At 63.9% G+C, this 24,041-nt stretch carries 24 protein-coding genes; 17 read left to right on the top strand and 7 right to left on the bottom strand.

The genetic code is table 11. The features are described 5' to 3' along the window. Positions 1-53: 53 nt before the first annotated feature. Positions 54-1,055 (bottom strand): NAD(P)H-quinone oxidoreductase, encoded by a 1,002-nt coding sequence (locus tag WJU17_RS12175; protein ID WP_346327673.1) that lies wholly within the window; start codon positions 1,053-1,055, stop codon positions 54-56. 64 nt (positions 1,056-1,119) lie between these two features. Here WJU17_RS12175 and WJU17_RS12170 point away from each other — a divergent pair, with 64 nt between their 5' ends. After that, positions 1,120-1,311 (top strand): DUF1192 domain-containing protein, encoded by a 192-nt coding sequence (locus WJU17_RS12170; RefSeq protein ID WP_346327672.1) that lies wholly within the window; start codon positions 1,120-1,122, stop codon positions 1,309-1,311. Positions 1,312-1,545: 234 nt separating this feature from the next. Continuing rightward, a complete protein-coding gene (locus WJU17_RS12165; protein ID WP_346327671.1) occupies positions 1,546-1,797 on the top strand; it encodes a hypothetical protein in 252 nt (83 codons plus the stop codon). Between the two features lie 9 nt (positions 1,798-1,806). On the opposite strand, the gene WJU17_RS12160 is transcribed toward WJU17_RS12165, so the two are convergent. Then, entirely contained in the window at positions 1,807-3,045 is a 1,239-nt protein-coding gene (locus tag WJU17_RS12160; RefSeq protein ID WP_346327670.1) for an FAD-dependent monooxygenase, read from the bottom strand. 298 nt (positions 3,046-3,343) lie between these two features. Between WJU17_RS12160 and WJU17_RS12155 the strand changes: the two genes are divergently transcribed. The 8 genes from WJU17_RS12155 (at position 3,344) to xth (ending at position 12,761) form a co-directional block, all read left to right on the top strand. Beyond that, on the top strand, positions 3,344-3,682 hold the full coding sequence (locus WJU17_RS12155; RefSeq protein WP_346327669.1) for a P-II family nitrogen regulator: 339 nt from the start codon (positions 3,344-3,346) through the stop codon (positions 3,680-3,682). A 32-nt stretch (positions 3,683-3,714) separates the two neighbouring features. Then, complete coding sequence (locus WJU17_RS12150; protein WP_346327668.1) at positions 3,715-5,004, top strand: ammonium transporter; 1,290 nt, start codon at positions 3,715-3,717, stop codon at positions 5,002-5,004. 319 nt (positions 5,005-5,323) lie between these two features. Further along, positions 5,324-6,553 (top strand): ammonium transporter, encoded by a 1,230-nt coding sequence (locus tag WJU17_RS12145; protein WP_346327667.1) that lies wholly within the window; start codon positions 5,324-5,326, stop codon positions 6,551-6,553. 73 nt (positions 6,554-6,626) lie between these two features. Beyond that, positions 6,627-7,847, top strand: coding sequence for an aminotransferase class I/II-fold pyridoxal phosphate-dependent enzyme (locus WJU17_RS12140; RefSeq protein WP_346327666.1), 1,221 nt, complete (start codon positions 6,627-6,629; stop codon positions 7,845-7,847). After that, on the top strand, positions 7,847-10,231 hold the full coding sequence (locus tag WJU17_RS12135) for a DNA translocase FtsK 4TM domain-containing protein (protein WP_346327665.1): 2,385 nt from the start codon (positions 7,847-7,849) through the stop codon (positions 10,229-10,231). The genes WJU17_RS12140 and WJU17_RS12135 overlap by 1 nt, the downstream gene beginning before the upstream one ends. A 67-nt stretch (positions 10,232-10,298) precedes the next feature. Continuing rightward, positions 10,299-10,961, top strand: a complete 663-nt coding sequence (locus tag WJU17_RS12130; protein WP_346327664.1) for an outer membrane lipoprotein carrier protein LolA — start codon at positions 10,299-10,301, stop codon at positions 10,959-10,961. A 400-nt stretch (positions 10,962-11,361) separates the two neighbouring features. Next, on the top strand, positions 11,362-11,955 hold the full coding sequence (locus WJU17_RS12125; RefSeq protein ID WP_346327663.1) for a hypothetical protein: 594 nt from the start codon (positions 11,362-11,364) through the stop codon (positions 11,953-11,955). A gap of 11 nt (positions 11,956-11,966) precedes the next feature. Continuing rightward, a complete protein-coding gene (xth, locus tag WJU17_RS12120) occupies positions 11,967-12,761 on the top strand; it encodes an exodeoxyribonuclease III (protein WP_346327662.1) in 795 nt (264 codons plus the stop codon). 16 nt (positions 12,762-12,777) lie between these two features. On the opposite strand, the gene WJU17_RS12115 is transcribed toward xth, so the two are convergent. Together WJU17_RS12115 and WJU17_RS12110 are read right to left on the bottom strand one after the other, a co-directional pair. Beyond that, positions 12,778-13,599, bottom strand: a complete 822-nt coding sequence (locus WJU17_RS12115) for an MBL fold metallo-hydrolase (RefSeq protein WP_346327661.1) — start codon at positions 13,597-13,599, stop codon at positions 12,778-12,780. A 2-nt stretch (positions 13,600-13,601) separates the two neighbouring features. Continuing rightward, complete coding sequence (locus WJU17_RS12110; RefSeq protein ID WP_346327660.1) at positions 13,602-14,291, bottom strand: response regulator transcription factor; 690 nt, start codon at positions 14,289-14,291, stop codon at positions 13,602-13,604. A gap of 73 nt (positions 14,292-14,364) precedes the next feature. Here WJU17_RS12110 and ribA point away from each other — a divergent pair, with 73 nt between their 5' ends. Genes ribA through WJU17_RS12095 form a run of 3 tightly spaced genes read left to right on the top strand, consistent with a single transcriptional unit; the run spans position 14,365 to position 16,656 of the window. After that, positions 14,365-15,513 carry a GTP cyclohydrolase II gene (gene ribA / locus WJU17_RS12105; protein ID WP_346327659.1) on the top strand — a complete coding sequence of 383 codons (1,149 nt, stop codon included), beginning with the start codon at positions 14,365-14,367 and terminating at the stop codon, positions 15,511-15,513. Continuing rightward, a complete protein-coding gene (locus WJU17_RS12100) occupies positions 15,411-16,010 on the top strand; it encodes a L,D-transpeptidase family protein (protein ID WP_346328943.1) in 600 nt (199 codons plus the stop codon). The genes ribA and WJU17_RS12100 overlap by 103 nt, the downstream gene beginning before the upstream one ends. 1 nt (position 16,011) lies before the next feature. Next, entirely contained in the window at positions 16,012-16,656 is a 645-nt protein-coding gene (locus WJU17_RS12095; protein WP_346327658.1) for a glutathione S-transferase, read from the top strand. A gap of 26 nt (positions 16,657-16,682) precedes the next feature. On the opposite strand, the gene WJU17_RS12090 is transcribed toward WJU17_RS12095, so the two are convergent. Further along, positions 16,683-17,633 carry a hypothetical protein gene (locus WJU17_RS12090; protein ID WP_346327657.1) on the bottom strand — a complete coding sequence of 317 codons (951 nt, stop codon included), beginning with the start codon at positions 17,631-17,633 and terminating at the stop codon, positions 16,683-16,685. Positions 17,634-17,693: 60 nt separating this feature from the next. Beyond that, positions 17,694-18,377, bottom strand: coding sequence for a YggS family pyridoxal phosphate-dependent enzyme (locus WJU17_RS12085; protein ID WP_346327656.1), 684 nt, complete (start codon positions 18,375-18,377; stop codon positions 17,694-17,696). Positions 18,378-18,431: 54 nt separating this feature from the next. On the opposite strand from WJU17_RS12085, the gene WJU17_RS12080 reads away from it, so the two are divergent. Further along, entirely contained in the window at positions 18,432-19,061 is a 630-nt protein-coding gene (locus WJU17_RS12080) for a thiamine phosphate synthase (protein WP_346327655.1), read from the top strand. Between the two features lie 18 nt (positions 19,062-19,079). On the opposite strand, the gene WJU17_RS12075 is transcribed toward WJU17_RS12080, so the two are convergent. After that, a complete protein-coding gene (locus WJU17_RS12075; RefSeq protein ID WP_346327654.1) occupies positions 19,080-20,108 on the bottom strand; it encodes a hypothetical protein in 1,029 nt (342 codons plus the stop codon). A 392-nt stretch (positions 20,109-20,500) separates the two neighbouring features. Here WJU17_RS12075 and WJU17_RS12070 point away from each other — a divergent pair, with 392 nt between their 5' ends. Genes WJU17_RS12070 through lptE form a run of 3 tightly spaced genes read left to right on the top strand, consistent with a single transcriptional unit; the run spans position 20,501 to position 24,008 of the window. Beyond that, the gene (locus tag WJU17_RS12070) at positions 20,501-20,911 is read left to right on the top strand and encodes a DUF3576 domain-containing protein (protein WP_346327653.1); all 411 of its coding nucleotides are present in this window, start codon (positions 20,501-20,503) and stop codon (positions 20,909-20,911) included. A 26-nt stretch (positions 20,912-20,937) separates the two neighbouring features. Next, positions 20,938-23,496: a leucine--tRNA ligase gene (leuS, locus tag WJU17_RS12065; RefSeq protein WP_346327652.1), complete on the top strand. Its 2,559-nt coding sequence runs from the start codon at positions 20,938-20,940 to the stop codon at positions 23,494-23,496. An 8-nt stretch (positions 23,497-23,504) separates the two neighbouring features. Continuing rightward, positions 23,505-24,008, top strand: coding sequence for an LPS assembly lipoprotein LptE (lptE, locus tag WJU17_RS12060; RefSeq protein WP_346327651.1), 504 nt, complete (start codon positions 23,505-23,507; stop codon positions 24,006-24,008). The last annotated feature ends 33 nt before the right edge of the window (positions 24,009-24,041 follow it).

Here is a 24,041-nt window from a genome sequence, read left to right as displayed (position 1 = left end):
GCTCGGATGTTCGCTCCTATATAGGCGCTGGCCCCCGGGATGAAAAGAAATTGCTAATCCACCTTCAGGATGATCTTGCCGATATGGGCGCTTGATTCGATGCGGCGATGGGCATCGGCCGCGGCGGCGAGCGGCATGACCGAATCGATTACCGGGGCGATGCGCCCGCTCTCGAACAGCGGCCAGACATTCTCGTGAACGCCGCGTACCACGGACCCCTTCTGTTCGGGGGTGCGCGTGCGCAGCGTCGAGCCGGTGATGGTCAGGCGTTTGAGCATGATCTGCATGATCGGGATTTCGGCCGTGTGGCCGCCCAGGGTCGCGATGCTGACATGCCGGCCTTCGAGCCGCATGATCGAGATGTCGCGGGTCAGATAATCGCCGCCGACCATGTCGAGAACGACATCGACACCTTCCTTGCCGGTTTCCGCCTTGATGACCTCGACATAGTCCTCGGTCTTGTAGTTGATCGCCCGCTTGGCACCCAGATCGGCGCAGGCGGCGCATTTCTCGGCCGTTCCGGCGGTCGCGTAGACTTCCGCCCCGCGCGCCGCGGCAAGGGCGACGGCGGCGGTACCGATGCCCGACGAGCCGCCATGCACCAGCAGGCGCTCGCCCGCCTGCAGCCGACCGCGCTCGAACACATTGGTCCATACCGTGCAGAAGGTCTCCATGATCGCGGCGCCCTGCTCGAAACTATAGCCCTTCGGCAGCGGCAGCGCCTGAACGGCGGGGACGGCGCAGTAGGTGGCGTAGCCGCCGCCGGCCAGCAGCGCGCAGACCCTGTCACCAATCTTGAACTCGGTGACGCCTTCGCCCAGCGCGGCGACCTCGCCCGCGCATTCCAGGCCCATGATCTCCGACGAGCCCTTGGGCGGCGGATAATGACCTTCGCGCTGCACCGCGTCGGCCCGGTTGATGCCGGCGGCGCGGACGCGGATCAGGATCTCGCCCGCCTTGGGCGCGTCCACCGGAATGTCCCGGAGCACCATGTTTTCCGGACCGCCCGGCTGGGTGACGACGATGGCCGGCGCGGTCATGGGCAGGTCGGTCATTCTGGAAATCCCCGATTTAAAGTACAGTTGGCCGAACCATAGCAGTGAGACGAAGGAGGACAAGGTGGATTTGGACGACCTGCCCCGGCAGCGCCCGGCCGGCGCCGCGGCCCTGGCCAAGGAATCGCTCGATGACATGTCGGTCTATGAACTGAAGGAACGCGTCCAGCTGCTGGAGGCGGAGATCGTGCGCACCCGAAAACTGATGGAGTCCAAGGAATCCAGCCAGTCGGCGGCCGCGAAACTTTTCAAATGAGGCGTGATTTCTGAAAGCCGTTAATCCGGCGTTAATGTTGGACCCTCTATAAAGGTCATGTTCGGTCGGTTTTTCCCCTCCCTTAACCGGCCGGATGACTCCCCCAAACCTTGGGCCGCAAGCTGTCGCTGGCGGCCTTTTTTTTGCGCCGGATCAATGTTCGACCGGCATCCGGAAACGATCCTGCGGCGGTCGCCCCCTGGGCCGGGCGATGAGTAAACGCCGGAGAGATGAATGTCGGATTCGATACAGACTTATTGCCGTATGTGGCTGGACCAGAATGTGGGCCGTGGTCCCGCCCTTGGAAGACGTGATGCGGAAACCCTCGCGCTGGCCGCCGAATTCCTGCGCGATGCCCGCCACTGCCTCTACTCGCGCGAGGATCTCGAGGCGCTCGGCACCGTCGAACATCGCATCGTGAAAGCCCGCGACCTGGCCAATGGCGCCGGCGCGCAGGATCGTGCACGGCATATCACCATGCCGTGACGCGGGGTGCTAGAGCGCGTCGCCCTTCAAGAGGCGCGGTAGCTCACCGACCGTTCCCCGCGCATGCTGCATGAAAAACCGCTTGAGCGGATCGATACGATTCACCAGGGCGAGGCCCGCGTCGCGGGCCAGCCGGACCGGCGCGACGTCATTGGTGAACAGCGTGTTCAACGCGTCGGTCACGGCCGCCAGCGTCAGGGTATCGACGCGGCGCCAGCGATCATAGCGTTCCAAGAGCAGCGGCGACCCCACATCGAGCCCTAGGCGGGCGGCATCGACCACGAGTTCGGCCAACGCCGCCACGTCGCGCCAGCCCAAATTCAACCCTTGCCCCGCGATGGGGTGAATGCCGTGCGCGGCATCGCCCACCAGCGCCAGCCGGTCGCCAGCGAATTTCTCCGCCACATGCACCGCATAGGGATAACTGAACCGTGGCCCGACGGCCCGGACCTCGCCGAGAAAGCCGTCCATCCGGCGCATGATCTCGGCATTGAAGGCAGCGTCGTCGAGCGCCAGAAGCGCCTTGGCCACGGCGTGCTTTTCACTCCAGACCAGCGATGACCGGTTGCCCGTGAGCGGCAGGATGGCGAACGGTCCGGCCGGCAGGAACCGTTCATGGGCGATGCCACGATGGTCATGCTCATGCTCGATCGTGGTGACGATTCCGGTTTCGGCATACCGGTGTCCCACGAGCCCGATGCCCGCCGCCTCGCGCAGCGGCGATTGCCGACCGTCGGCCGCGACGGCCAACGCGGCGCGGATTCCGCCGCTGCCAGTCAGCCGCGCGTTCACGCCGCCGGGGACCACGTCCATGCCGTCGATTTCGGCCGGGTGGACGAGCCTGACCGTGCCCAGATCGGCGAGAGCGCGCAGAAGACCGAGGCGAAGATGCCGGTTCTCCACCAGATAGCCGAAAGGCTCGTTGCCCAGCGCCCGGTGATCGAAATTCAGGAAGACCGGCGCGTCGCCATCGGTGACGCGGATATCGAGGATCGGTTGTGCGTACTCTTCCATGTACCGCCAGGCGCCGATGGCATCGAGCAGCCGCCATGAAGCATAGGCCACGGCGGTCACCCGACCGTCGAATTCCGGCACCACCATCGTGCTCAGGTCCGAGCGTTCCGCAACGGTCACGTCGAGGCCGGCGCGGCCGAGGGCGACGGCGAGGCTGAGGCCGGCGAGGCCGCCGCCGACGATGAGGACATCGGTGCGCAGGGCAGACCGGATGGCTGCAGGGGACTGGGTCATATGTGTAACCATGGCCGGTGGGACAATACGTTGTCCAGCCCATATGGATCAGCGATTTTCGATCAAATTAGAGGCATATAAACATATTTGCACAAATAATAGACAGTGATGAAACTTCGCGCACAGCCCACCACGAGTCTGCCATAATTGATATTTCTTTTTTATATCAATGATTTAGATAATAATCCCGCAACTGGCACGGTTCTTGACTCTGTGATGGTCAGAAGGGAGCCGGGCGTCCTGCGCTCAAGACCTCCTTTCCCAGAAAAGTTGGATCCACGAGGCAAAGGACGATCCCATGAAATTGATCATTGCGATCATCAAACCGTCGAAGCTGCAGGAGGTGCGCGAGGCACTGACTGAACTCGACGTGGCGGGGATGACCGTCAGCGAGGTCAAGGGATTCGGGCGGCAGAAGGGCCATACCGAAATCTACCGGGGTGCGGAGTACGACGTCAGCTTCCTGCCGAAGCTGAAGCTCGAACTGGTGGTCCCCGCGGAAAAAACCGAAGCGGTGGTGGAGGCCATCATGGCGGCCGCCAAGACCGGCAATATCGGCGACGGCAAGCTGTTTGTCGTGCCCGTCGAATACGCCGCCCGCATCCGGACCGGCGAAACCGGCTCTACCGCCGTCTAGAACAAGACCTAGGGAGAAATAACCCAATGCGAATGAAATCGACCCTTGTGGCAGCAGGATCCGTCCTCGCCGCCTTTTGCGCCGCCGCCGTCCCTGCTTTCGCGCAGGACGCGCCGCCGCCGACCCTGAGTGCGGGCGACACGGCATGGATGCTGACCGCCACCGCGCTGGTCCTGTTCATGACGATCCCCGGCCTAGCCCTGTTCTATGCCGGCATGGTTCGCAAGAAGAACATTCTCGCGACGCTGATGCAGAGCTTCGCCATCTGCTGCGTGATGTCCATCGTGTGGATGGTCGCCGGCTACAGCATCGCCTTCGGTGACGGCGGCGGGCTCAACGCCTTCTGGGGCGGCCTGGACAAGGCGTTTCTCAACCATCTGACGCTCGACGCGCTGTCCTATGCGGTGCCGGAAAGCGTCTTCATCACCTTCCAGATGACCTTCGCGATCATCACCCCGGCCCTGATCACCGGCGCGTTCGCCGACCGCATGAAGTTCTCGTCCATGCTGGTGTTCATGACCCTGTGGAGCCTGATCGTCTACGCGCCGGTCTGTCACTGGGTGTGGGGCGGCGGTTTCCTCGCCGGTGAAGGCGTCCTCGATTACGCGGGCGGCACCGTCGTTCACATCAACGCGGGTATCGCCGGCCTGGTCGCCTGTATCGTCCTCGGCAAGCGTCATGGCTACCGTCAGGAAAACATGGCCCCGTACAACCTGGCCCTCGCCCTGATCGGCGCGTCCATGCTGTGGGTCGGCTGGTTCGGCTTCAACGCCGGTTCCGCCGTCGCCGCCGACTTCCGTGCCGGCATGGCCATGCTGGTCACCCAGGTCGCCACCGCGGCCGCGGCGCTGGCCTGGATGTTCGTCGAATGGATCGTCCACAAGAAGCCCAGCGTGCTCGGCATCATCTCCGGCGCCGTCGCCGGTCTGGTCGCCATCACCCCGGCTTCCGGTTTCGTCGGCCCGATGGGCGCGTTGATCATCGGCCTGGCTTCCGGCGTGATCTGCTTCTTCGCCGCCACCAGCCTGAAGAAGGCGCTGGGCTATGACGACAGCCTGGACGTCTGGGGCGTTCACGGCGTGGGCGGCATCGTCGGCGCCGCGCTGACCGGCCTGTTCGCGGTCGAAGCCATCGGCGGTACCGCCGGCAGCATCGGCCAGGTCGTCAAGCAGCTCGAGGGCATCGTCGCCACCGTGCTGTGGAGCGGCATCGTCACCTTCATCCTGCTCAAGCTCATCGACATGGTCATGGGCATCCGCGTGACGAAGGAACAGGAGGTCGAAGGCCTCGACGTCAGCCTGCACGGCGAATCGCTGCAGTAATCATCGCGGGCGGGGCCCGGCCGTCTCTCTCCCGGACGGGCCCTTCCGCGACGATCTCTCCCCGGCTCCTCCCAGCCGGTCTCTCCACCGGGCCTGCCCAGAATTTAATCGTTCCGGGCGGGCCCGGCTCGTTTTTTAAGCAGTCGCTCTGTTCTTTAGCGGCGGCGCAGCCAACGTCCTGACGCCCGTAACCTGTTGATTTTCCTGTAAATCGACAAAGCTGTCGTCGATTGGCACGGTTCTTGGTTTCCCTTTTGCCGTCAATGCGGTCGGCGTGCTCACGCTTTGATCGCGGGAGAGAGAAAAAGGGAGAGAGCAAATGGACGCGTCCGGTCGGGAAGCTGACGTCTTTTTCGTGCTGATGGGGGCCATCCTCGTCTTTGCCATGCATGCGGGTTTCGGGTTTCTCGAAGTCGGCACCGTGCGCAAGAAGAACCAGGTCAACGGCCTGATGAAGATCCTGGTCGATTTCGCCATGTCGACCATTGCCTATTTTTTCGTCGGTTATGGTGTCGCCTATGGCGTGTCCTTCCTGCAGGATGCCGCCACCATCTCCGGGACCGCGCCAGGTTCGGCCTTCGCGGCCAACGGCTATGATCTGGTGAAGTTCTTCTTCCTGCTGACCTTCGCGGCCGCAATCCCCGCCATCATTTCGGGCGGTATCGCCGAGCGCGCCCGTTTCGCGCCGCAGCTGATGGCGACCGCCGTGATCGTCGGCGTCGCCTATCCGCTGGTGGAGGGCGTGTTCTGGAACGGCAACTACGGCGTTCAGACGTTTCTCGAGGCCCAGTTCGGCGCGAAGATGAACGATTTCGCCGGTTCGGTCGTCGTCCACGCCTTCGGCGGCTGGGTCGCGCTCGGCGCCGTGCTCATGCTGGGCGCGCGCCATGGCCGCTATCGCAAGGACGGCACCGTGGTCGGCATCCCGCCGTCGAACATCCCGTTCCTGTCGCTGGGCTCGTGGCTGCTGTGCATCGGCTGGTTCGGCTTCAACGTGATGAGCGCCCAGAGCGTCGCCGCGATCAACGGACTGGTGGCGATCAATTCGCTGATGGCCATGGCCGGCGGTATCCTGACCTCGTGGCTGGTCGGCCGCAACGATCCCGGCTTCGCCCATAATGGCGCGCTGGCCGGGCTGGTGGCGGTGTGCGCCGGGTCCAACGTCATGCATCCGCTGGGGTCGCTGGCGGTGGGCGGCGCGGCGGGCGTGCTGTTCGTCTATGCCTTCACCTGGTGCCAGAACAAATGGAAGATCGACGACGTGCTCGGTGTCTGGCCGCTGCATGGCCTGTGCGGCCTGTGGGGCGGCATCGCCTGCGGCATCTTCGGTCAGACCGCTCTGGGCGGCATGGGCGGCGTGAGCGTCATGAGCCAGCTGGTCGGCAGCATCGGCGGCGCGCTGTTCGCGTTCGCCGCCGGCCTTGCCATTTACGGCGCGATCAAGGCGACCATCGGCATCCGGCTGACCCAGGAACAGGAGTTCCGCGGCGCCGACCTGTCGATCCACCAGATCGGCGCGACGCCCGAGGAGGACGTCACGGGACGGTAGAACAGGCTGCACCTTGTCGATCAACGCGCCGCCCGGTACAGTGCGGCGCGTTTTTCTTTTGTTCCGGTGACCGGTGCTCAATCCCCGTTTCCAGCAACTTCCCGCCCATACATGGACCCAGCTGCGCGCCCTGCTCGACAAGGTGCCGGCCGGCCGCAACGCGCCGCTCGACCTGACCATCGGCGAGCCGCGCCATCCCATGCCAGCCTTCATCAACGAGGTGCTGGAAGCCAACAGCGTCGGATACGCCAAATATCCGCCGATCCAGGGCACGCCCGCCTGGCAGCAGGCGGTCGCCGGATGGCTGGAGCGGCGCTACGGTCTGCCCGCGATGGATCCGGACCAGCATGTTCTGCCGGTCTCGGGCACGCGCGAGGGTCTGTTCAACGTCGCCTTCATCGCCATACCGGACAGCAAGAGCGGCCAGCGCCCGCTGGTGCTGATGCCCAACCCGTTCTACCAGTGCTATGCCGCCGCCGCGCTGGCGGCCGGCGCCGAGCCGTTCTACGTGCCGGCCACCGCTTCCACCGGGTTCCTGCCGGATTTCGCCGGTCTCGATCCGGCCGTGCTGGCACGAACGGCGCTGATCTACCTGTGCACGCCCGCCAATCCGCAGGGCACCGTCGCCGATCAGGCCTATTTCGACTCGGTCATCGGCCTGTGCCGCGCACACGACATCACCCTGGTGGTGGACGAATGCTACGGCGAGATTTACCCGGACGCGCCGCCGGTCGGCGCGCTGGAGGCCTGCCTGAGCATGGCGCGCCGCGGCCTGGGGGATCCCGCGGATCCCTATGCGAACGTGCTGAGTTTCCAATCCTTGTCCAAGCGATCGAACGTGCCGGGCCTGCGCTCGGGCTTCGTCGCCGGTGATCCGCGGCTGATCGCCGCCTACCGCGAGCTGCGCTCCTACGCGGGCGCGCCGTCGCCGCTGCCGGTTTATGCCGCCGCCGCCGCCGCGTGGAGCGACGAGGCGCATGTGGAGGAAAACCGCGTCCTCTACCGGGCCAAGTTCGATGCCGCCGAGCGGATTCTCGAGGGCCGCTTCGGCGCCTACCGGCCCGGCGGCGGTTTCTATCTGTGGCTCGATGTCGGCGACGGCGAGGCGGCCTGCCGCGACTTGTGGGGCAAGGCCGGCGTGCGCGTGCTGCCCGGAGCATATTTGGCGCGGCCCGATGCTTCGGGTTATAATCCCGGCGCGGCCTATATCCGGGTCGCCCTGGTGAATTCGCTGGAGGTTACGGAACTGGCCCTGCATAGCATCCGCGACACGCTGGAAGGCGGGACACCCTGATGGCACGGACAAGCACCGCGTCGACGCGCAGCTCGTTTCTGCCGGCGGCCTTCGTCGCCTTCATGCAGCGCCGGCTGATCGAGCTGGGCGGCTTGGCCGTCATCGGACTGGCGGTGGTCTTCGCGCTGGCCCTGTTCAGTTTCAATCCCGCCGACCCGAGCCTGAACACGGAAACGGACGCGATCGCCACCAACTGGATGGGCGGCGCGGGCGCATGGATCGCCGATCTGCTGATTCAGGCCGTTGGCTTGGCGGGCTACGCCATCGCCCTGGCGCTGCTGGGCTGGGGCTGGCGGATCATGACGCACCAAGGCCTTCGCTCCATATGGTTCTATCTGGCCCTGCTGCCGCTGTGCCTGGTGCTGGCCGCCTTCGCCGCCACGGCCATCGCGCCGGCGCTTGAATGGCCGCTGCAAGCGGGGCCAGGCGGGATGATGGGCCGGCTGCTGCATGACAGCCTGCTGGGATCGGTGCTGCCCTCCTTCGTCCCGTCGTTCATTCCCGGCCTGGTGCTTGGGGTTCTGGCGATGATGGTGTTGCTGCCGACCATGGGCTTCAGCATCCGTCACTGGCGCAATGTGGGCCGCTTCCTGTATGCGCCCATTGGCTACGTCCTGCGCGCCAGGGCCGAGAGCGACGAGCGGGAGCCCGCGTGGGAGCCCGATCCGGTCGCCGACGCGCCCCGGGAACGCGCCGCGCCGCGCCTGAAGCGTCAGGCTGCCGAGGTGCCGGAGACGCACGAGACCGACGACGCTCCGCCGGTGCGCGACAAGCCGACCATCGTCCAGCGCGAGCCGAAAAAAGCCAAGGAAAGCCGTCGGGCCGAGGAAGAAAAGCAGCCGACACTGGAGTTCATGCCCGGCTCGTCCACGTTCAGCCTGCCGCCGCTGGCGCTGCTGGAAGAACCCACGCCCGCGCACAAGACGACACGGATCAACGAAGAGGCGCTCGAGCAGAACGCCCGGCTGCTCGAGACCGTGCTCGACGATTTCGGCGTCCAGGGCAAGATCATCCAGGTTCGCCCCGGTCCGGTGGTGACCCTGTACGAACTTGAGCCGGCGCCCGGCACCAAATCGTCGCGCGTCATCGGCCTTGCCGACGACATCGCCCGATCCATGAGCGCCATTTCGGCACGCGTCGCCGTGGTTCCCGGCCGCAACGCCATCGGCATCGAATTGCCCAACGCCAGCCGGGAAACCGTGTTGCTGCGGGAATTGCTCGGCGATACTTCCTACGACAAGTCGAAGGCACGCCTGCCCATGGTGCTGGGCAAGGATATCGGTGGCACGCCGGTCGTCGCCGACCTGGCGGCGATGCCGCATCTGCTGATCGCGGGCACGACCGGCTCGGGCAAGTCGGTCGGCATCAATACCATGATCCTGTCGCTGCTGTACAAACTGCCGCCGCAGGAATGCCGTTTCATCATGATCGACCCGAAGATGCTGGAGCTGTCGGTCTATGACGACATTCCCCACCTGCTGACGCCGGTGGTGACCGATCCGCGCAAGGCCGTGGTGGCCCTGAAATGGGCCGTGCGCGAGATGGAAGACCGCTACAAGGCCATGTCGAAGCTCGGCGTGCGCAATCTGGCCGCCTATAACGACCGCGTCGTGGAAGCGCTGAACAAGGGCGAGCAGCTCGCGCGCACGGTGCAGACCGGCTTCGACCCGGAAACCGGCCGCCCGGTCTACGAGGACCAGCCGCTGGAGCTGACGCGTCTGCCGCTGATCGTCATCATCGTCGATGAGATGGCCGATCTTATGATGGTCGCCGGCAAGGATGTGGAAGGCTCGATCCAGCGGCTGGCGCAGATGGCTCGCGCCGCCGGCATTCACCTGATCATGGCGACGCAGCGACCCTCGGTCGACGTCATCACCGGCACCATCAAGGCGAACTTCCCCACACGGATCAGCTTCCAGGTGACCTCCAAGATCGACAGCCGCACCATTTTGGGCGAGCAGGGCGCCGAGCAGCTGCTGGGCAAGGGCGACATGCTCTACATGGCGGCGGGCGGCAAGGTCACCCGCGTCCACGGCCCGTTCGTCACCGATGGCGAGGTCGAGGATGTGGTCCGCTTCCTGAAGGCGCAGGGCGCGCCCGATTACATGACCAGCGTCACGGAGGAGCCGGAAGGCGGGTTCGAGACCATTTTGGACATGGCCGGCGGCGGCGGCGAGGGCGGCAGCGAGGACCAGCTGTATGATCAGGCGGTCGCGCTGGTGGCGCGCGAGGGCAAGGCGTCGACCAGCTTCGTGCAGCGCCATCTGCAGATCGGATACAACCGGGCCGCCCGCATCATCGAACGCATGGAAAAGGAAGGCGTGGTCAGCGGCGCGAACCATGTGGGCAAGCGCGAGGTGCTCATCGGCGATCACAGCGGCTGACCGGCCGAACCCCCACTCGGTGATCGCGTTCATGGTAAAGTCAGGTTTCCCCAGATAGGCTGCCCCCATGATTCGACACGCTGTATCCGCCCTTGCCCTGATGGGCCTCGTCGCCGGCGCCGCCGTGACCACGGCCGTTGCCGCCCCGCCTGCGAAAACCGCGGCTCCCGCGCTCTCGACCACCGAGGCACAGGACATGGCCGCAGTGCAGGCCTATCTGAAGAACATCAAGTCCCTTCGGGCCCGTTTCAACCAGGTCGCGCCCAACATGGCCGTCTCCAGCGGCACCCTGTCGCTGGAGAAACCTGGCAAGTTGCGCTTCGAATACGAACCGCCATCGCCGCTGCTCGTCGTCGCGGACGGCAAGATCATCACCCTGGTCGACTATGATCTCAAGCAGGTGACCCGGTGGCCGATCAACGACACGCCTCTCCGGGCGCTGGTGCGCAGCGACATCATCTTCGGCCAGGATGTTCAGGTCCTGCGGATGCGCCGCAACGCCGACCGGATCAACGTTGCCATCGTCGACCCCAAGAAGCGCGACGAGGGCACCATGATGCTGACCTTCTCTCGCAACCCGTTGAAGCTGACGGAATGGGAGGTCGTCGATGAACGCGGCGCCTCGACCATCGTGGCGCTTGATGATCTGGAGACCAACGTCGATCTGTCCAAGAGTCTCTGGAGCTTCAAGGACCCGAGGCCACAGCGCGGCGGCCCACCCACCAAATAGAAAAACCGGTTTTTCTGTCGGTGATTCGTCGTCAGGGCTGTTTCTTTACCGCATGTAGCCTGCTTTATGGGCAGTGCTGGGTCATTTCTGCGCAAGCTTAAGGCTTTGACGTTCCAACTTGAATTGGATTTGCATATCTGTGGTGCAAAAATAGGCAAAAAGACTGTTGAATTTTTGTGACGACGCAACCAAATACACGCACAGCGACGCCCTACAGACGCAGTATCACATCCCCTCCCTTGGTGTTCTGCGTCTCGCGTTGCCGGTACCGGACCCCCCTCCTGGTACCTTGCGTAACAGCGCAGAGCCCGGCCAAGTATTTTCTCTTGGCCGGGCTTATTCATGTCTGGGGCTCGACGTCCGGGCCCCCGGGACCTACAAAGGGCGCGGAGGATGACCCATGGATCATGATGACGACGACGATCTGGACGGCTTGGACGAAGACCAGCTGGCCGCGCTGACCGCCATCCGCCGCCTCGGCGAAGTGGTCGAGCGCATGCCCTGGTTCAGCCGGATCGGCGAGCCCCTGGACGAGACCGACCGGGCACTGGCCCAGCGCTATCTGGACATGCTGGGCTTTCCCGACGCGACACCCGTGCCGGTCATGGACTGGGCCGAAGCCGGCGATGCCGCCAGCAGTACGGACCTGAACAGCGAAGCCTGGGAAGTCGAGGAACAATTACGCGCCGATCTGAGCCGCGAGGCGCTGATGCAGTTCGACGAGGAAAGCCTGAGCGACACGTTGTCCTTCATCGCCGAGGCCGCTGGACCGCAGATCGTCGAAGCGACGGCCAACGCCGCCTCGCTGTGGCCGATCGAGGAGCCGGAGGTGATCGAGGCCGCCACTGGCGCTGCAGTCCAGGCCTGTTATCAGGCGGCGCTGGTGCTGGCCGCCCAGGCGGTGGAGGATCATCCCTTCGGCCTGAAGTTCCGGCTGTTCGAGCGTGGGCGCTGGCCGATCGGCCTCAGCGGCCGCACCTTCAACATCTTCTAGACGGAATCCGCATGAGCCTTCGGCTGACGACGTGGAACATCAATTCGGTGCGCCTGCGCATCAATCTGGCTACCGCGCTGATCGAACGCCTGCAGCCTGACGTGATCTGTCTGCAGGAAACCAAGGTTCCCGACCCCATGTTCCCGCTGAAGCCGTTCGAAAAGCTTGGCTATACCCATCATGTGGTCGCCGGACAAAAGGGCTATCACGGCGTCGCCATTCTGTCGCGCTGGCCGTTCGAGGCCTCGGAGCGGCGCAACTGGTGCGGCAAGGAAGATGCCCGCCACGTCCACGCGACGCTGCGCGGCGGCATCGAGGTGCACAATTTCTACATCCCCGCCGGCGGCGACGAGCCGGATCCGTCGGTGAACGAGAAGTTCGCCCACAAGCTGATGTTTCTCGACGAGGCAACCGACTGGTTCACCGGCCGGTGCCGTCCGGACGGGAGGATGATCCTGGTCGGCGACCTGAACGTGGCGCCGTCGGAATTCGATGTCTGGTCGCACAAGCAGCTGCTCAACGTGGTCTCTCACACCCCAGTCGAGGTGGAAAAGCTCACGGCGCTGCTCAAGACCGGCTGGATCGATGCCATCCGCGAGTTTCATCCCGAGCCGGAGAAGCTCTACAGCTGGTGGAGCTATCGCGCGAAGGACTGGCGCGAGTCAAACCGGGGCCGACGGCTGGATCACATCTGGGTGACGCCCGAGCTGAAATCCAGCCTGCGGTCCGTCCATATCCTCGACGAGGCTCGCGGCTGGGAACGCGCCTCGGATCACGTCCCGGTTACGGTGGATCTGGAGGTCTGAACCCGGAGGCCGCCGTTCAGAGCATCAGCGACATACCGTCGCGGGAGACGATCGTTCCGGGCCGGGCCTGCTCGGCCTGGGCCGCCACGCCATCCATGAAGTCGTCGTCATGCCCGGGATCGTGGTGGAAAATGGCGAAGGTGCCGACCCCGGCCGCGTCGGCGAGGCGCATGCCTTCCTGCCAGGTGGAATGGCTCCAGCCCTTGTGCGCCGGATATTCCTCGTCGGTGTAGGTGCAATCGTAGATAAACAGATCCGCGCCGTCGATCAGCCGGAGGATGCCCGGATCGAGCCGGCCTTCGGGCTGTTCGGTGTCGGTCACGTAGCAGGCGGCACGGCCAGCGAACTCCACACGGTATCCCGTTGCCCCGTCCTGATGGTTCAAGGCCGCCGTTTGTAGCCGGATACCGTCGCCCAGATCGATGGATTCCCCGGGGCGGAAATCGTGGAAGCTGAGGTTGCCCGCGAAGAAATCCAGCCGCAGCGGAAACAGCGGCGCGGCCATGAAGTCCGACAGCACCTGGCGCACGCCCGTTTCCATTCCCGTGCGCCCGCCCCAGAGGCGGCAGCGGGTATGCGGCCGGTAGAGCGGCGCGCAAAAGGGAAGCCCGATCACGTGATCGTAGTGAAAATGGCTGAACAGCAGGTCGAACTCCTGCGGACCGGTCATGGTCGCGGCCAGCTGGCGGATACCGGAGCCCGCGTCGAACACCAGTCGCCGGTCGCCGCATCGCATTTCCACGCAGGACGAGTTGCCGCCATAGCGCGCGGTCGCCGGCCCGGAACACGGGATCGACCCGCGCACGCCCCAGAACGTGACCTCGAACGGCGCGGACATCCTCAGGGCCGCAGGCGGTAGCCGCCGCCCTCGGTGATCAGGATGGTCGCGTTCGCGGGGTCCCGTTCCAGTTTCTGCCGCAGCCGGTAGATATGGGTTTCGAGCGTATGCGTGCTGACGCTGGCATTGTATCCCCACACCTGGTCCAGAAGGACCTCTCGACTGACCGAGCCGGCGGCGCGGTAGAGATATTTCAGGATGTCGGTTTCCTTGCCGGTCAGGCGGACCTTCTGGCTGCCCCGTTCCTCGTCCACCAGCAGCTTCTGGCTGGGACGGAAGGTGTAGGGTCCCATGCGGAACACAGCGTCCTCGCTTTGCTCGAACTGGCGGAGCTGGGCGCGCATGCGGGCGAGCAACACGGCGAAATTGAACGGTTTCACCACATAATCATTGGCCCCCGACTCCAGGCCCAGAATGGTGTCCGCATCCGTCGCGGCGGCCGTGAGCAGGATGATGGGCATCTTCATCCCGGCGCGGCGGATGAGGCGGCAGACTTCGCGCCCATCCAGATCCGGCAGGCCGATATCGAGCAGCACGAGATTGTAGTCACCGCCACGAACCTTCTTCAGGCCCTCGGTGCCGGTCGAGACTTCCTCGACGGTGAAGTCGTCGATCAGTGTCAACTGATCGGCGAGCGTGCGCCGCAGATCGGCGTCATCGTCGATCAGCAGCACGTGTCTATGCACGGACATATCGAGACCCCCTCGCTGTACCGTATTCTCTATTCCTCTGTTATACGGCTTCTGGTCGCCGTATATAAGTCCCATGAACTGGAAGCCGACATTTGCCCGGGACGCCGACGCGCGGCATGCGTTGCTGCGGCGGGTCGATGATGCATTCGCCGCGCTGCGCCGCGGACGACTGGCGGCGGTGACCGATGGCGAGCGCTCCATCCTGTGCCTTGCCGCGGAGTCGGTGACGCCGGAAACAATGGTCGACATCAAGCGCCGGTCCAGCGAAACGCCCATGGTGGCGCTGACCGCCAACCGGGCTGCCGTTCTACGCATCAACCCGACAGGCGCGGACATCATTCGCATGCCTGTCGCCACTCATTTCAACGCCCGGCTGATCCGCTCGCTGGCGGATCCGACCCATGATCTGGACAATCCCATGCGGGGGCCCTTCGCCCGGTCATGGGATGCCGTGCCCGCCGCCGTGCGCGCCGCCATCAAATTGTGCAAGTTAGGCCAATTGTTGCCGGCGGTGGTGACGGTGCCTGTGGACATGGTGGATTCCGACTCCATCCCCAGCGTCAGCGCGGAAGACATCGAGGCCTATGACGAGGTCGCGGCGATCAGCTTGCGTCCGGTATCGTCCGCCCGCGTGCCGCTGCACGGCGCCGAAAACACCCGTGTGATCGCGTTCCGGCCAGAGGATGGCGGCGTGGAGCATCTGGCGATCGTGATCGGCGATCCGCCGCCCGACGAGCCCGTGCTGATCCGGCTGCATTCCGAATGCTTCACGGGCGATCTGCTCGGCTCGCTGAAATGCGATTGCGGCCAGCAACTCCAGGGCGCCATCGCGGCCATCGGCGCGGCGGGAAGCGGCATCCTCCTGTATCTGGCGCAGGAAGGCCGCGGCATCGGCCTGATCAACAAGCTGCGCGCCTATCATCTGCAGGATGACGGCTTCGATACGGTAGAGGCCAATGAACGGCTGGGCTTCGACGCGGACGAGCGTCTGTTCCTGCCCGCGGCGGAAATGCTGCGCAATCTGGGCTTCGACCGGGTGCGTCTGATGACCAACAATCCGGACAAGGTGGATTCGCTGGCGCGCTTTGGTATCGAAGTGGTCGAACGGGTACCGCACGAATTTCCGTCCAACGCCCACAACGAACTGTATCTGGCCACCAAGGCCAAGCGCAGCGGCCACTATCTGTCGGGACCGGGCCTGAAGGCCCGGAGCAAGAGCTGAGCCTGCATCTCACCGTCACCCGCGACGGCACCCTGTCATGGGGAGACCGGACGGTGCGCTGCGCGCTGGGCAAGGGCGGCGTGCGCGAGGACAAGAAGGAAGGCGACGGCGCGACGCCCGTGGGCCGCTTTCCACTGCGCCGGGTCTATTTCCGACCAGACCGCATCGAGACACCCTACACCCGGCTGCCGGTGATCAAGCTGTATCCGGACGATGCCTGGTGCGACGATCCGGATTATCCGACCTACAATTCCAAGGTGATTACGCCCTATCCGGCCCGCACCGAGCCCTTGTGGCGGAACGATCATCTCTATGACGTGATCGTCGTGCTCGGCCATAACGACGCGCCCGTGGTCCCCGGCGCCGGCAGCGCCATCTTCCTGCACGTGGCCGCGCCGGGCTATAGCCCGACGGAAGGCTGCGTGGCGGTGGCGGTCGAGGACCTGCTCGCCATCCTCCGCGAAGCGCGCAAGGGCGCCGAGATCGAGGTGCTTTAGGATGATCACGGTCTGGGGCCGGAAAACTTCCCAGAACGTGTTCAAGGTCATGTGGCTGCTGGCCGAGTTAGACCTGCCGCACCGCCGTATCGACACCGGCGGTCGCTATGGTGGTCTCGACACGCCGGAATTCGGCGCGATGAATCCCAATCGCAAAGTGCCGGTGATCAAAGATGGCGAGCTGGTGCTGTGGGAATCCCATTCCATCCTTCGATATCTGTCTGCCCGCTACGGAGCAGGCACGTTCTGGCCCGGGGATCCGGCGGAACGCGCTCTGGTCGATCGCTGGACTGACTGGTGCGCTACAGCCTTGCAGCCCGCCTTCATGGATTTGTTCTGGGGATATTTTCGCACCCCGCCCGAACAACGTGACTGGGCATTCATCAACAGCGCGCTGGACCGGACCATCCATCTGTTCGGTCTGATGGACGAGGTGTTGTCGCGTCAGCCCTGGCTAAGCGGCGAACGGCTCACCATGGGAGATATCCCCGCCGCCTGCACCATTCACCGCTGGTACTCGCTGGATCTGGCCAAACCTCGTTTTGCCCATGTGGAAGCCTGGTTCGAACGACTGCAAGAACGGTCCGCCTACCGCGAACACGTCATGGTCCCATTCGAGGAACTGCGGGGCCGGTTGGCATTCTAGATGAATATTTACAGTAGCAGGAAAGTTCAAAATAAGCCAACCGCCTTTAATGCGCCAAATACGCAAGTAGTTACAGCTACTCCTGCCGAGATCCACTTAATCTTTAATTCACGTTCTGCGCGCTTCTCAACGGCCGTTCGTGCTATTCCCTCCCTCTCTCGCTGATATGATGCTAAATGCCACTTTGCCAAGCTCCTTAATACCTCTTCTGGCAAAGACTTAACACCCAGCCTCGGTCCAATTGGAAGGTTGCTCTCAATCCATATAAAGAGTGTGGCTTCATCGAGTCGACGGAATAGTGGCTCAAGCTTTTTAATCGCTTCAGCCTCTGCTGGCGTTTGCGCGGCAGCGGCGGCTGCCTCATAAACAATCTGGTTTGCGAGGTATCCCCTCCAAAGCGTTTGCTCGAAAAGTGGTTCGGAAACAAGCGATAGGCCTCGAAAAGTTCCGAGCATGTAGCCTGCCCATGCAGCGTTTGTAGCATCCGATGCACCGACAAATTTTTTGACAATCTCTGCAAAAGAGGCCTGAACCACTCTATAGTAAGATGAATTACTCTTATCTTCTAGTATCTTAAAAGCTTTATTTGCATCCTCTTCTATTTTTAAATCTAGGCCGGATAATTCAGGTAGATTACTAAGGTGATTATCTGTATCTTCCGTTACTAATCTTAAAAATCCGTCTAACTCTTCGCCATTCTTAGGGTGACCCGATAAAAACATTTTCTTTATAAGAAAGGATAGTCCTGGCCTAAATAGCTTTCCTCCATCTGATGGATCTAAAGATAGTCTGATAAATCCGCTTGGAATGGTTAACCTCTCTCCTTTCTCAACCTTAATCCCATCTTTATTTATTCTAGTAAAAAAAATTTGTCGATTGCACGTTTCGCAGTTTTTGGAAATATGAGGGCTTGGCAATGGAATTAAACTAAGCCCGCAGTCCGAGCAAAACCTATCCGTCTTGTTGGTCGGCTCCATATCGTAGCACCCCAAGTGGCTCACACGAGAATACCATAATAGTAGCCAGCGCCGATTAACTCATGCTCTCACGCCGAAAATGGCCGATCCCACGCGCACATGCGTGGCGCCCATCTCCGCCGCGCATTCGTAGTCGCCGCTCATGCCCATGCTGAGCCCGGCGAGGCCGTTGCGGCGGGCGAATTTCTTCAGCAGGGCGAAATGCGGCGCGGGTGGGTCGCCGACCGGCGGGATACACATCAGGCCCGCCAGATCGAGGCCGTGCACATCGCGGCATTCGGCCACGAAGCCGTCGGTCTCCAGCGGCGGGATGCCGCCCTTCTGCTCTTCCTCGCCTGTATTGACCTGGATGAAACAGGCCGGACGCACACCCAGCTCCCCCGCATGCTGGGCGATGGAGGCAGCCAGTCTGGGCCGATCCACCGTATGGATCACGTCGAACAGGGTGAGCGCGTCCTTGACCTTGTTGGTCTGCAGGCCACCGATCAGATGCAGCACCACATCGGGAAACCGCTCCTTCAACGCCGGCCACTTCGCCTCGGCCTCCTGCACCCGGTTTTCACCGAAATGCCGCTGGCCCGCCGCCAGCGCCAGCTCGATGGTCTCGGCCGGATGGGTCTTGGAGACCGCGATCAGGGTCACGTCGGCGCCGGAGCGGCCACCTGCACGGGCGGCCTGATCGATACGGGCGCGGATTTCGGCAAGATGGGCGGTAATCTGCGAGAGGGTGGGCTGGGCGGGCATCCTGGTTCAATCGGCTGGTCAGACTGGGTGCTGGTATATTAGCGTCACCGGTTCATGGCCAGTACCAAGCTCATATCCCTGTGGCGTGCCGCGAGCGCCCTGCACCGCCGCGCGGGAGGCGACGATGGCCTGCCCCCCCTGTGGTTCATGACCGACGCGAGGCGCGTCCCCGATCCGATCGCGGCCGCCGGGGCATTGCCGCGCGGCGCGGGCGTGATCTTGCGGGATTACGACGCGCCCGGCCGGGCAGATCTGGCGACGCGGCTGGTGCGTCTGTCGCGGAAACGGGGCCTGCTCGTCCTGGTGGCGGGAGATGTGTCGCTGGCCGAGGCCGTCGGGGCCGATGGCGTGCATCTGCCGCAATGGCTGATTCCCCGGGCCGGCATGATACGGCGGCGCCATCCACGCTGGCTGCTGACGGCTGCGGCCCATGACCGCAAGGCGCTTCGGCGCGCCGCGTCCGCCGGCGCCCATGCGGCCTTCGTTTCGCCGGTATTTTCCACCGCCAGCCATCCCGGCGCCCCCTATCTCGGCCCGGCCAAGCTTTCGGCGCTGGTGCGGGGCAGCGGAATACCTGTCTATGCGCTGGGCGGCGTGGACACGGAGTCGGTGCGGCGATTGCGTGGTATGGGCGTGGCGGGAGTAGGGGTGATCGGCGCGGTGGCGGAGGGCTTGAGCGACTAGGTCGCGACGACCGCGGCGTCAGAAGCCGAAGCTGGTGCCGAAATAGAAGCTGCCGCCCATGCCATCAAGCGGGCCGGTACGCAGCAGGCTGCGCGAATCGAAGACTTTCAGGCGGCCGAGCAGACGGATGCCGGGGCGGAGTTCATAGGCCGCGCCGATTTCGACGCTGTACAGCTGGTCCACATCAACCATGGCCAGCATCATCGGCGACCGGTCGGCGAAATAGCCGCCCACGGCGACGCTGGTGATCCAGTTGCCGAAATCATAGCTCACGCCCAGATCATAGGCATCGTACCCCACGACCGAGCCGCCGCCGCCATGCAGGAAGGACGCCGCTACGGTGAAGCCGCGATAGCCCAGGTTGAGGCCGAAATTATAGGCCGGGGTCTCATAGACGAGGCTGGATTCAGACAGGTAGGCGCCGCTGCGCAGGCCCTGTCCGACAACCGCGGAACTGATATAGACCTCGAAGCCCCGCTCGGAGGGGGCGACGCCGCGCGGGTCGTCGGCTGAGAAGCCGTCGGCATAGCCGATGCGGAAACCGGCGAAGCGCGGCGAAACCGCGCCGGGATCACGGACGGCGGCGCCTGTCAGCGCCTTGCCCGGATTGACCGAAGCGGCCTTGCTGAACAGGCTGCGCGTATCGAGACCCTGATCGACCGGACCGCCGCGCGTGCCGAACGGACCAGCGGTGGCGGCGGACGAAAAGCCGGTGACGGAGCCGATATCGCTCTGGAACGAAAGACGCCCGGCCTCGCGCAGTTCGATGCGGTCGGATTCCTCGAGTTTGATGTCGACGCCGACGCGGATATTTTCCTGCTTGGGATCGGCCTGGATACGCACCGCCCGGGACTCGGCGGGAGGCGTGATCACGGCTGGCGCCGCTGGCTTGTCCTTGACGAGGGAAGGAGTAGGCAGCGGCGTATTGGGCTCCAGCATCTGGAGATCGCCACCGTCGATGAACTTGATCGAATCCTGCGCGACCGCTTGCTGCCCGAAGGCGAGCGCCATCAGCGATACAACTGCAGTCCGAGTCAGCCTGCCCATCTTCTTGCTCCGCCGCCCGTTTCGGGGAGGCGTGCTCCTTGTTCGTTTCCTCTTGGCGTAACGCGCCGGGTGATAAACGGTTTCCGCGTCCGCCACAACCTATCTGGTATTGATCTCGATATATTCCACTCCAACATTCATGGCAAATCAAGAAGAGTCCGCGACAGAATGCTGACACCGTGGCCGGTTACGGGCGTTTCCACAGGCGAGCCGGCAAGAAAGCGGCGTGAAACCCGCGCTATCGGCGGCTTGCGCCCTCAAACCGGTTGTTCTATCGCTTACCCGGCTTGTATAAAGGCGCGGCGGCACGCCCCGCGTACCCTTCATCAGACTGAGGCGAACATATGCCGAGGATAGCTTTTCGAATCATCGTGTTGGCGGGTGCCGCGGCCGTGACGGCTTGCGGCGGCGGCGGCAGCAAGGAAGTCGCCGACCGGTATCGGCCCATCCAGCTGCAACAGGCCGAGGCGATGAGGGTCAATGGCTACCTGTGGCAGGCAGCGCTGGAAACCCTGGAATTCATGCCGATGGCGTCCACCGATGCCACCGGCGGCGTCATCCTCACCGACTGGTACAACAACCCGGCCACGCCGAACGAACGGACCAAGGTGCGCGTCAACATCATGGATTCGCGGCTACGCGCCGACGCCCTGAAGGTGGTGGTCAACCGCCAGCAGCGCGCCGCCAACGGCGAATGGATCGACGTCCCCGTGCAGCAGACCACGATCGCCGGCCTCGAGGACGCCATTCTCGTCAAGGCGCGCCAGATTCGCATCGGCACCGTCACCAAGAACGAAGACTAGACGCTTTTTCCAAAGAACCGAGTCGAATGAGCCGCTATAACGCCAAGGTCGCCGAGCGGAAGTGGCAGGACATCTGGGCGGAGCGAGACAGCTTCGCCACGCGTGAGGACGAGGGCAAGCCCAAGTACTACGTGTTGGAGATGTTCCCCTATCCGTCGGGCCGCATCCATATGGGCCATGTGCGCAACTACACCATGGGCGACGTCGTCGCCCGTTACAAACGCGCGCGTGGCTTCAACGTCCTGCATCCCATGGGCTGGGACGCCTTCGGCATGCCGGCGGAGAACGCCGCCATGGAGCGCAAGGTGCATCCGGCGGCCTGGACCTACCAGAACATCGACACCATGCGCGGCCAGCTCAAGAGCCTTGGTCTCGCCATCGACTGGAGCCGCGAGTTCGCCACCTGCAGCCCGGACTATTACCGGCACGAACAGGCGTTGTTCCTGGCGTTCCTGCAGAACGGACTGGTCGAGCGCAAGGAGTCCTACGTCAACTGGGATCCGGTCGACCATACGGTGCTGGCCAACGAGCAGGTGATCGACGGCAAGGGCTGGCGGTCCGGCGCGCCGGTCGAGCGCCGCAAGCTGTCTCAGTGGTTCTTCAAGATCACCGATTTCGCCGAGGATCTTCTGGCCGGCCTCGACACGCTGGACCGCTGGCCCGAGAAGGTGCGCATCATGCAGCGCAACTGGATCGGCCGGTCAGAAGGCGCGCGCGTCCACTTCCGGCTCGCCGGCACGGATGACCTCCTCGAGGTCTACACGACCCGTCCCGACACGCTGTTCGGCGCCAGTTTCTGCGCCATCGCCGCCGACCACCCCATCGCCCAGCGTCTGGCGCGGGACAATCCCGCGGTGACCGACTTCATCGAAGCCTGCAAGCGCACCGGCACCAGCGAAGCCGAAATCGAGACGGCGGAAAAGCTGGGGTTCGACACCGGCCTGCGCGTCGTGCATCCGTTCGATCCCGACTGGACCTTGCCCATCTACATCGCCAATTTCGTGCTGATGGAATACGGCACCGGCGCTATCTTCGGCTGCCCGGCCCATGACCAGCGCGACCTGGATTTCGCCCGCAAATACGGCCTGCCGGTCACGCCCGTTGTCGTGCCCGAGGGCGAGGCGGCGGAGAGCTTCACCGTCGGCGCCAAGGCCTATGACGGCGATGGCCGGCTGGGCAATTCCCGCTTCATGGACGGCATGACCGTGCCGGAAGCCAAGGCGCGGGTTCTCGACGAGCTGGAGCGCCTGGGCGCCGGCACCCGCGAGGTGAACTATCGCCTGCGTGATTGGGGCGTGTCGCGGCAGCGCTATTGGGGCTGCCCGATTCCGGTCATTCATTGCGAGGCCTGCGGCGTCGTGCCGGTGCCGCGTGAACAGTTGCCCGTGTTGCTGCCCGACGACGTCACCTTCGACGTGCCGGGCAATCCGCTGGAGCGTCATCCCACGTGGAAGCATGTGGACTGTCCGTCCTGCGGCAAGCCGGCGCGGCGCGAGACCGATACTTGCGACACCTTCGTGGATTCGTCGTGGTATTTCCTGCGTTTCTGCGGCCTCGACCCGGATCAGCCGCTCGACCGTGCCGCCGTCGACCGCTGGATGCCGGTCGATCAATATATTGGCGGTGTCGAGCACGCGGTGCTGCACCTGCTCTATGCTCGCTTCTTCACCCGGGCATTGCAGAAATGCGGTCTGGTCTCCATCGCCGAGCCGTTCCAGGGCCTGTTCACCCAAGGCATGGTCAATCACGAGACCTACAAGGGTGCGGACGGCAAGTGGCTGTCGCCCGAGGACATCGTGCGCGACGTCGAGGGATGGAAGACCAGGGACGGCGGCGCCGTCACCGTCGGACGCTCGGAAAAGATGAGCAAGTCCAAGAAGAACACCGTCGATCCCACCGATATCATCGACACCTACGGGGTCGATACGGCGCGCTGGTACATGCTGTCGGACAGCCCGCCCGAGCGCGATCTGGACTGGTCGGAGAACGGTATCGAAGGCGCCTGGCGCCATTCGCAGCGAATCTGGCGTTTGGTCAGCGAACCGGCGACGGCGCTGCCCGATGCGGGATCGCCGGCGCCGGCAACGCCGAGCGAGAACGCGCTGGCCTTGCGCCGGGCGACCCACAAAGCCATCAAGGCGGTCACCGACGGCATTGACAGCTTCCGGTTCAACACCGCCGTGGCCCAGCTTTATGAACTGACCAACGCCGTCAACGGCTTCAAGCCGTCCGACGAAGGCGATGCCTGGGCCCTGCGCGAAGCGCTGGAGATTCTGGTCCGCCTGAGCGAGCCCATGATGCCGCATCTGGCCGAGGAGGCCTGGGAGGCGCTGGGCCACGCCACGGCGCTGGCCGAAACGCCGTGGCCGCACGCCGACGAGTCGCTGGTGGTGGATACGACCGTCAAGGTCGCCGTGCAGGTCAACGGCAAGCTGCGGGCGACCATCGAGCTTGCCCGCGACGCCAGCAAGGAAGATGCCGAGCAAGCCGCCTTTGCCGATGCCAAGGTGCTCGCGGCCATCGACGGCAAGGAAATCCGCAAGGTCATCGTCGTACCGGGCCGTATCGTCAATATTGTGGCATAGTGGGTCTCATGCTTCGTGCCCTCGCCATCGTTCTGATCTGTCTGACGCTGCCCGCCTGCGGCTTCAAGCCCATGTATGGCGCTCGGGGCACGGCCGACAGGCCGGCTATCACCGAGAAAATGGCGACGATCGATATCCGGCCCATTCCCGATCGTCTGGGACAGGTCGTGCGTAACCAGCTGCTCGACGTGATCACGCCTGCGGGCAAACCGGAACAGCCCCGTTACGAGTTGGGCCTGCTGGTCGGCGAGGAGCGGGAAGACGTCGGCCTGCGCGAGAATTCTTCCTCGACGCGAGCCAACTATCGCATGAGCGCCCGGTTCGAATTGCGCGAGATCGCCACGGATCAGGTGGTGCTGACGGGGACGACCTGGGCCGAAACCGCGTTTGACATCGTGCAGCAGGACTATCCCACGGTGATTGCCCAGCAGGATGCGCAAAAGCGCCTTGCCGTCGATCTGGCCGAGGAAATCCGCACCCGGATCGCCGTTTATTTCGACCGGGGCAAATAGGCTTTTGCCGCGCGGCGCGGTATCATTGGCGCC

It is taken from the genome of Iodidimonas sp. SYSU 1G8 (assembly GCF_039655775.1).
In the GTDB taxonomy this organism is placed as follows: domain Bacteria; phylum Pseudomonadota; class Alphaproteobacteria; order SMXS01; family SMXS01; genus RI-34.
Note: the sequence above shows the minus strand (reverse complement) of the source record. Positions and strands in the feature narration are given on the sequence as shown.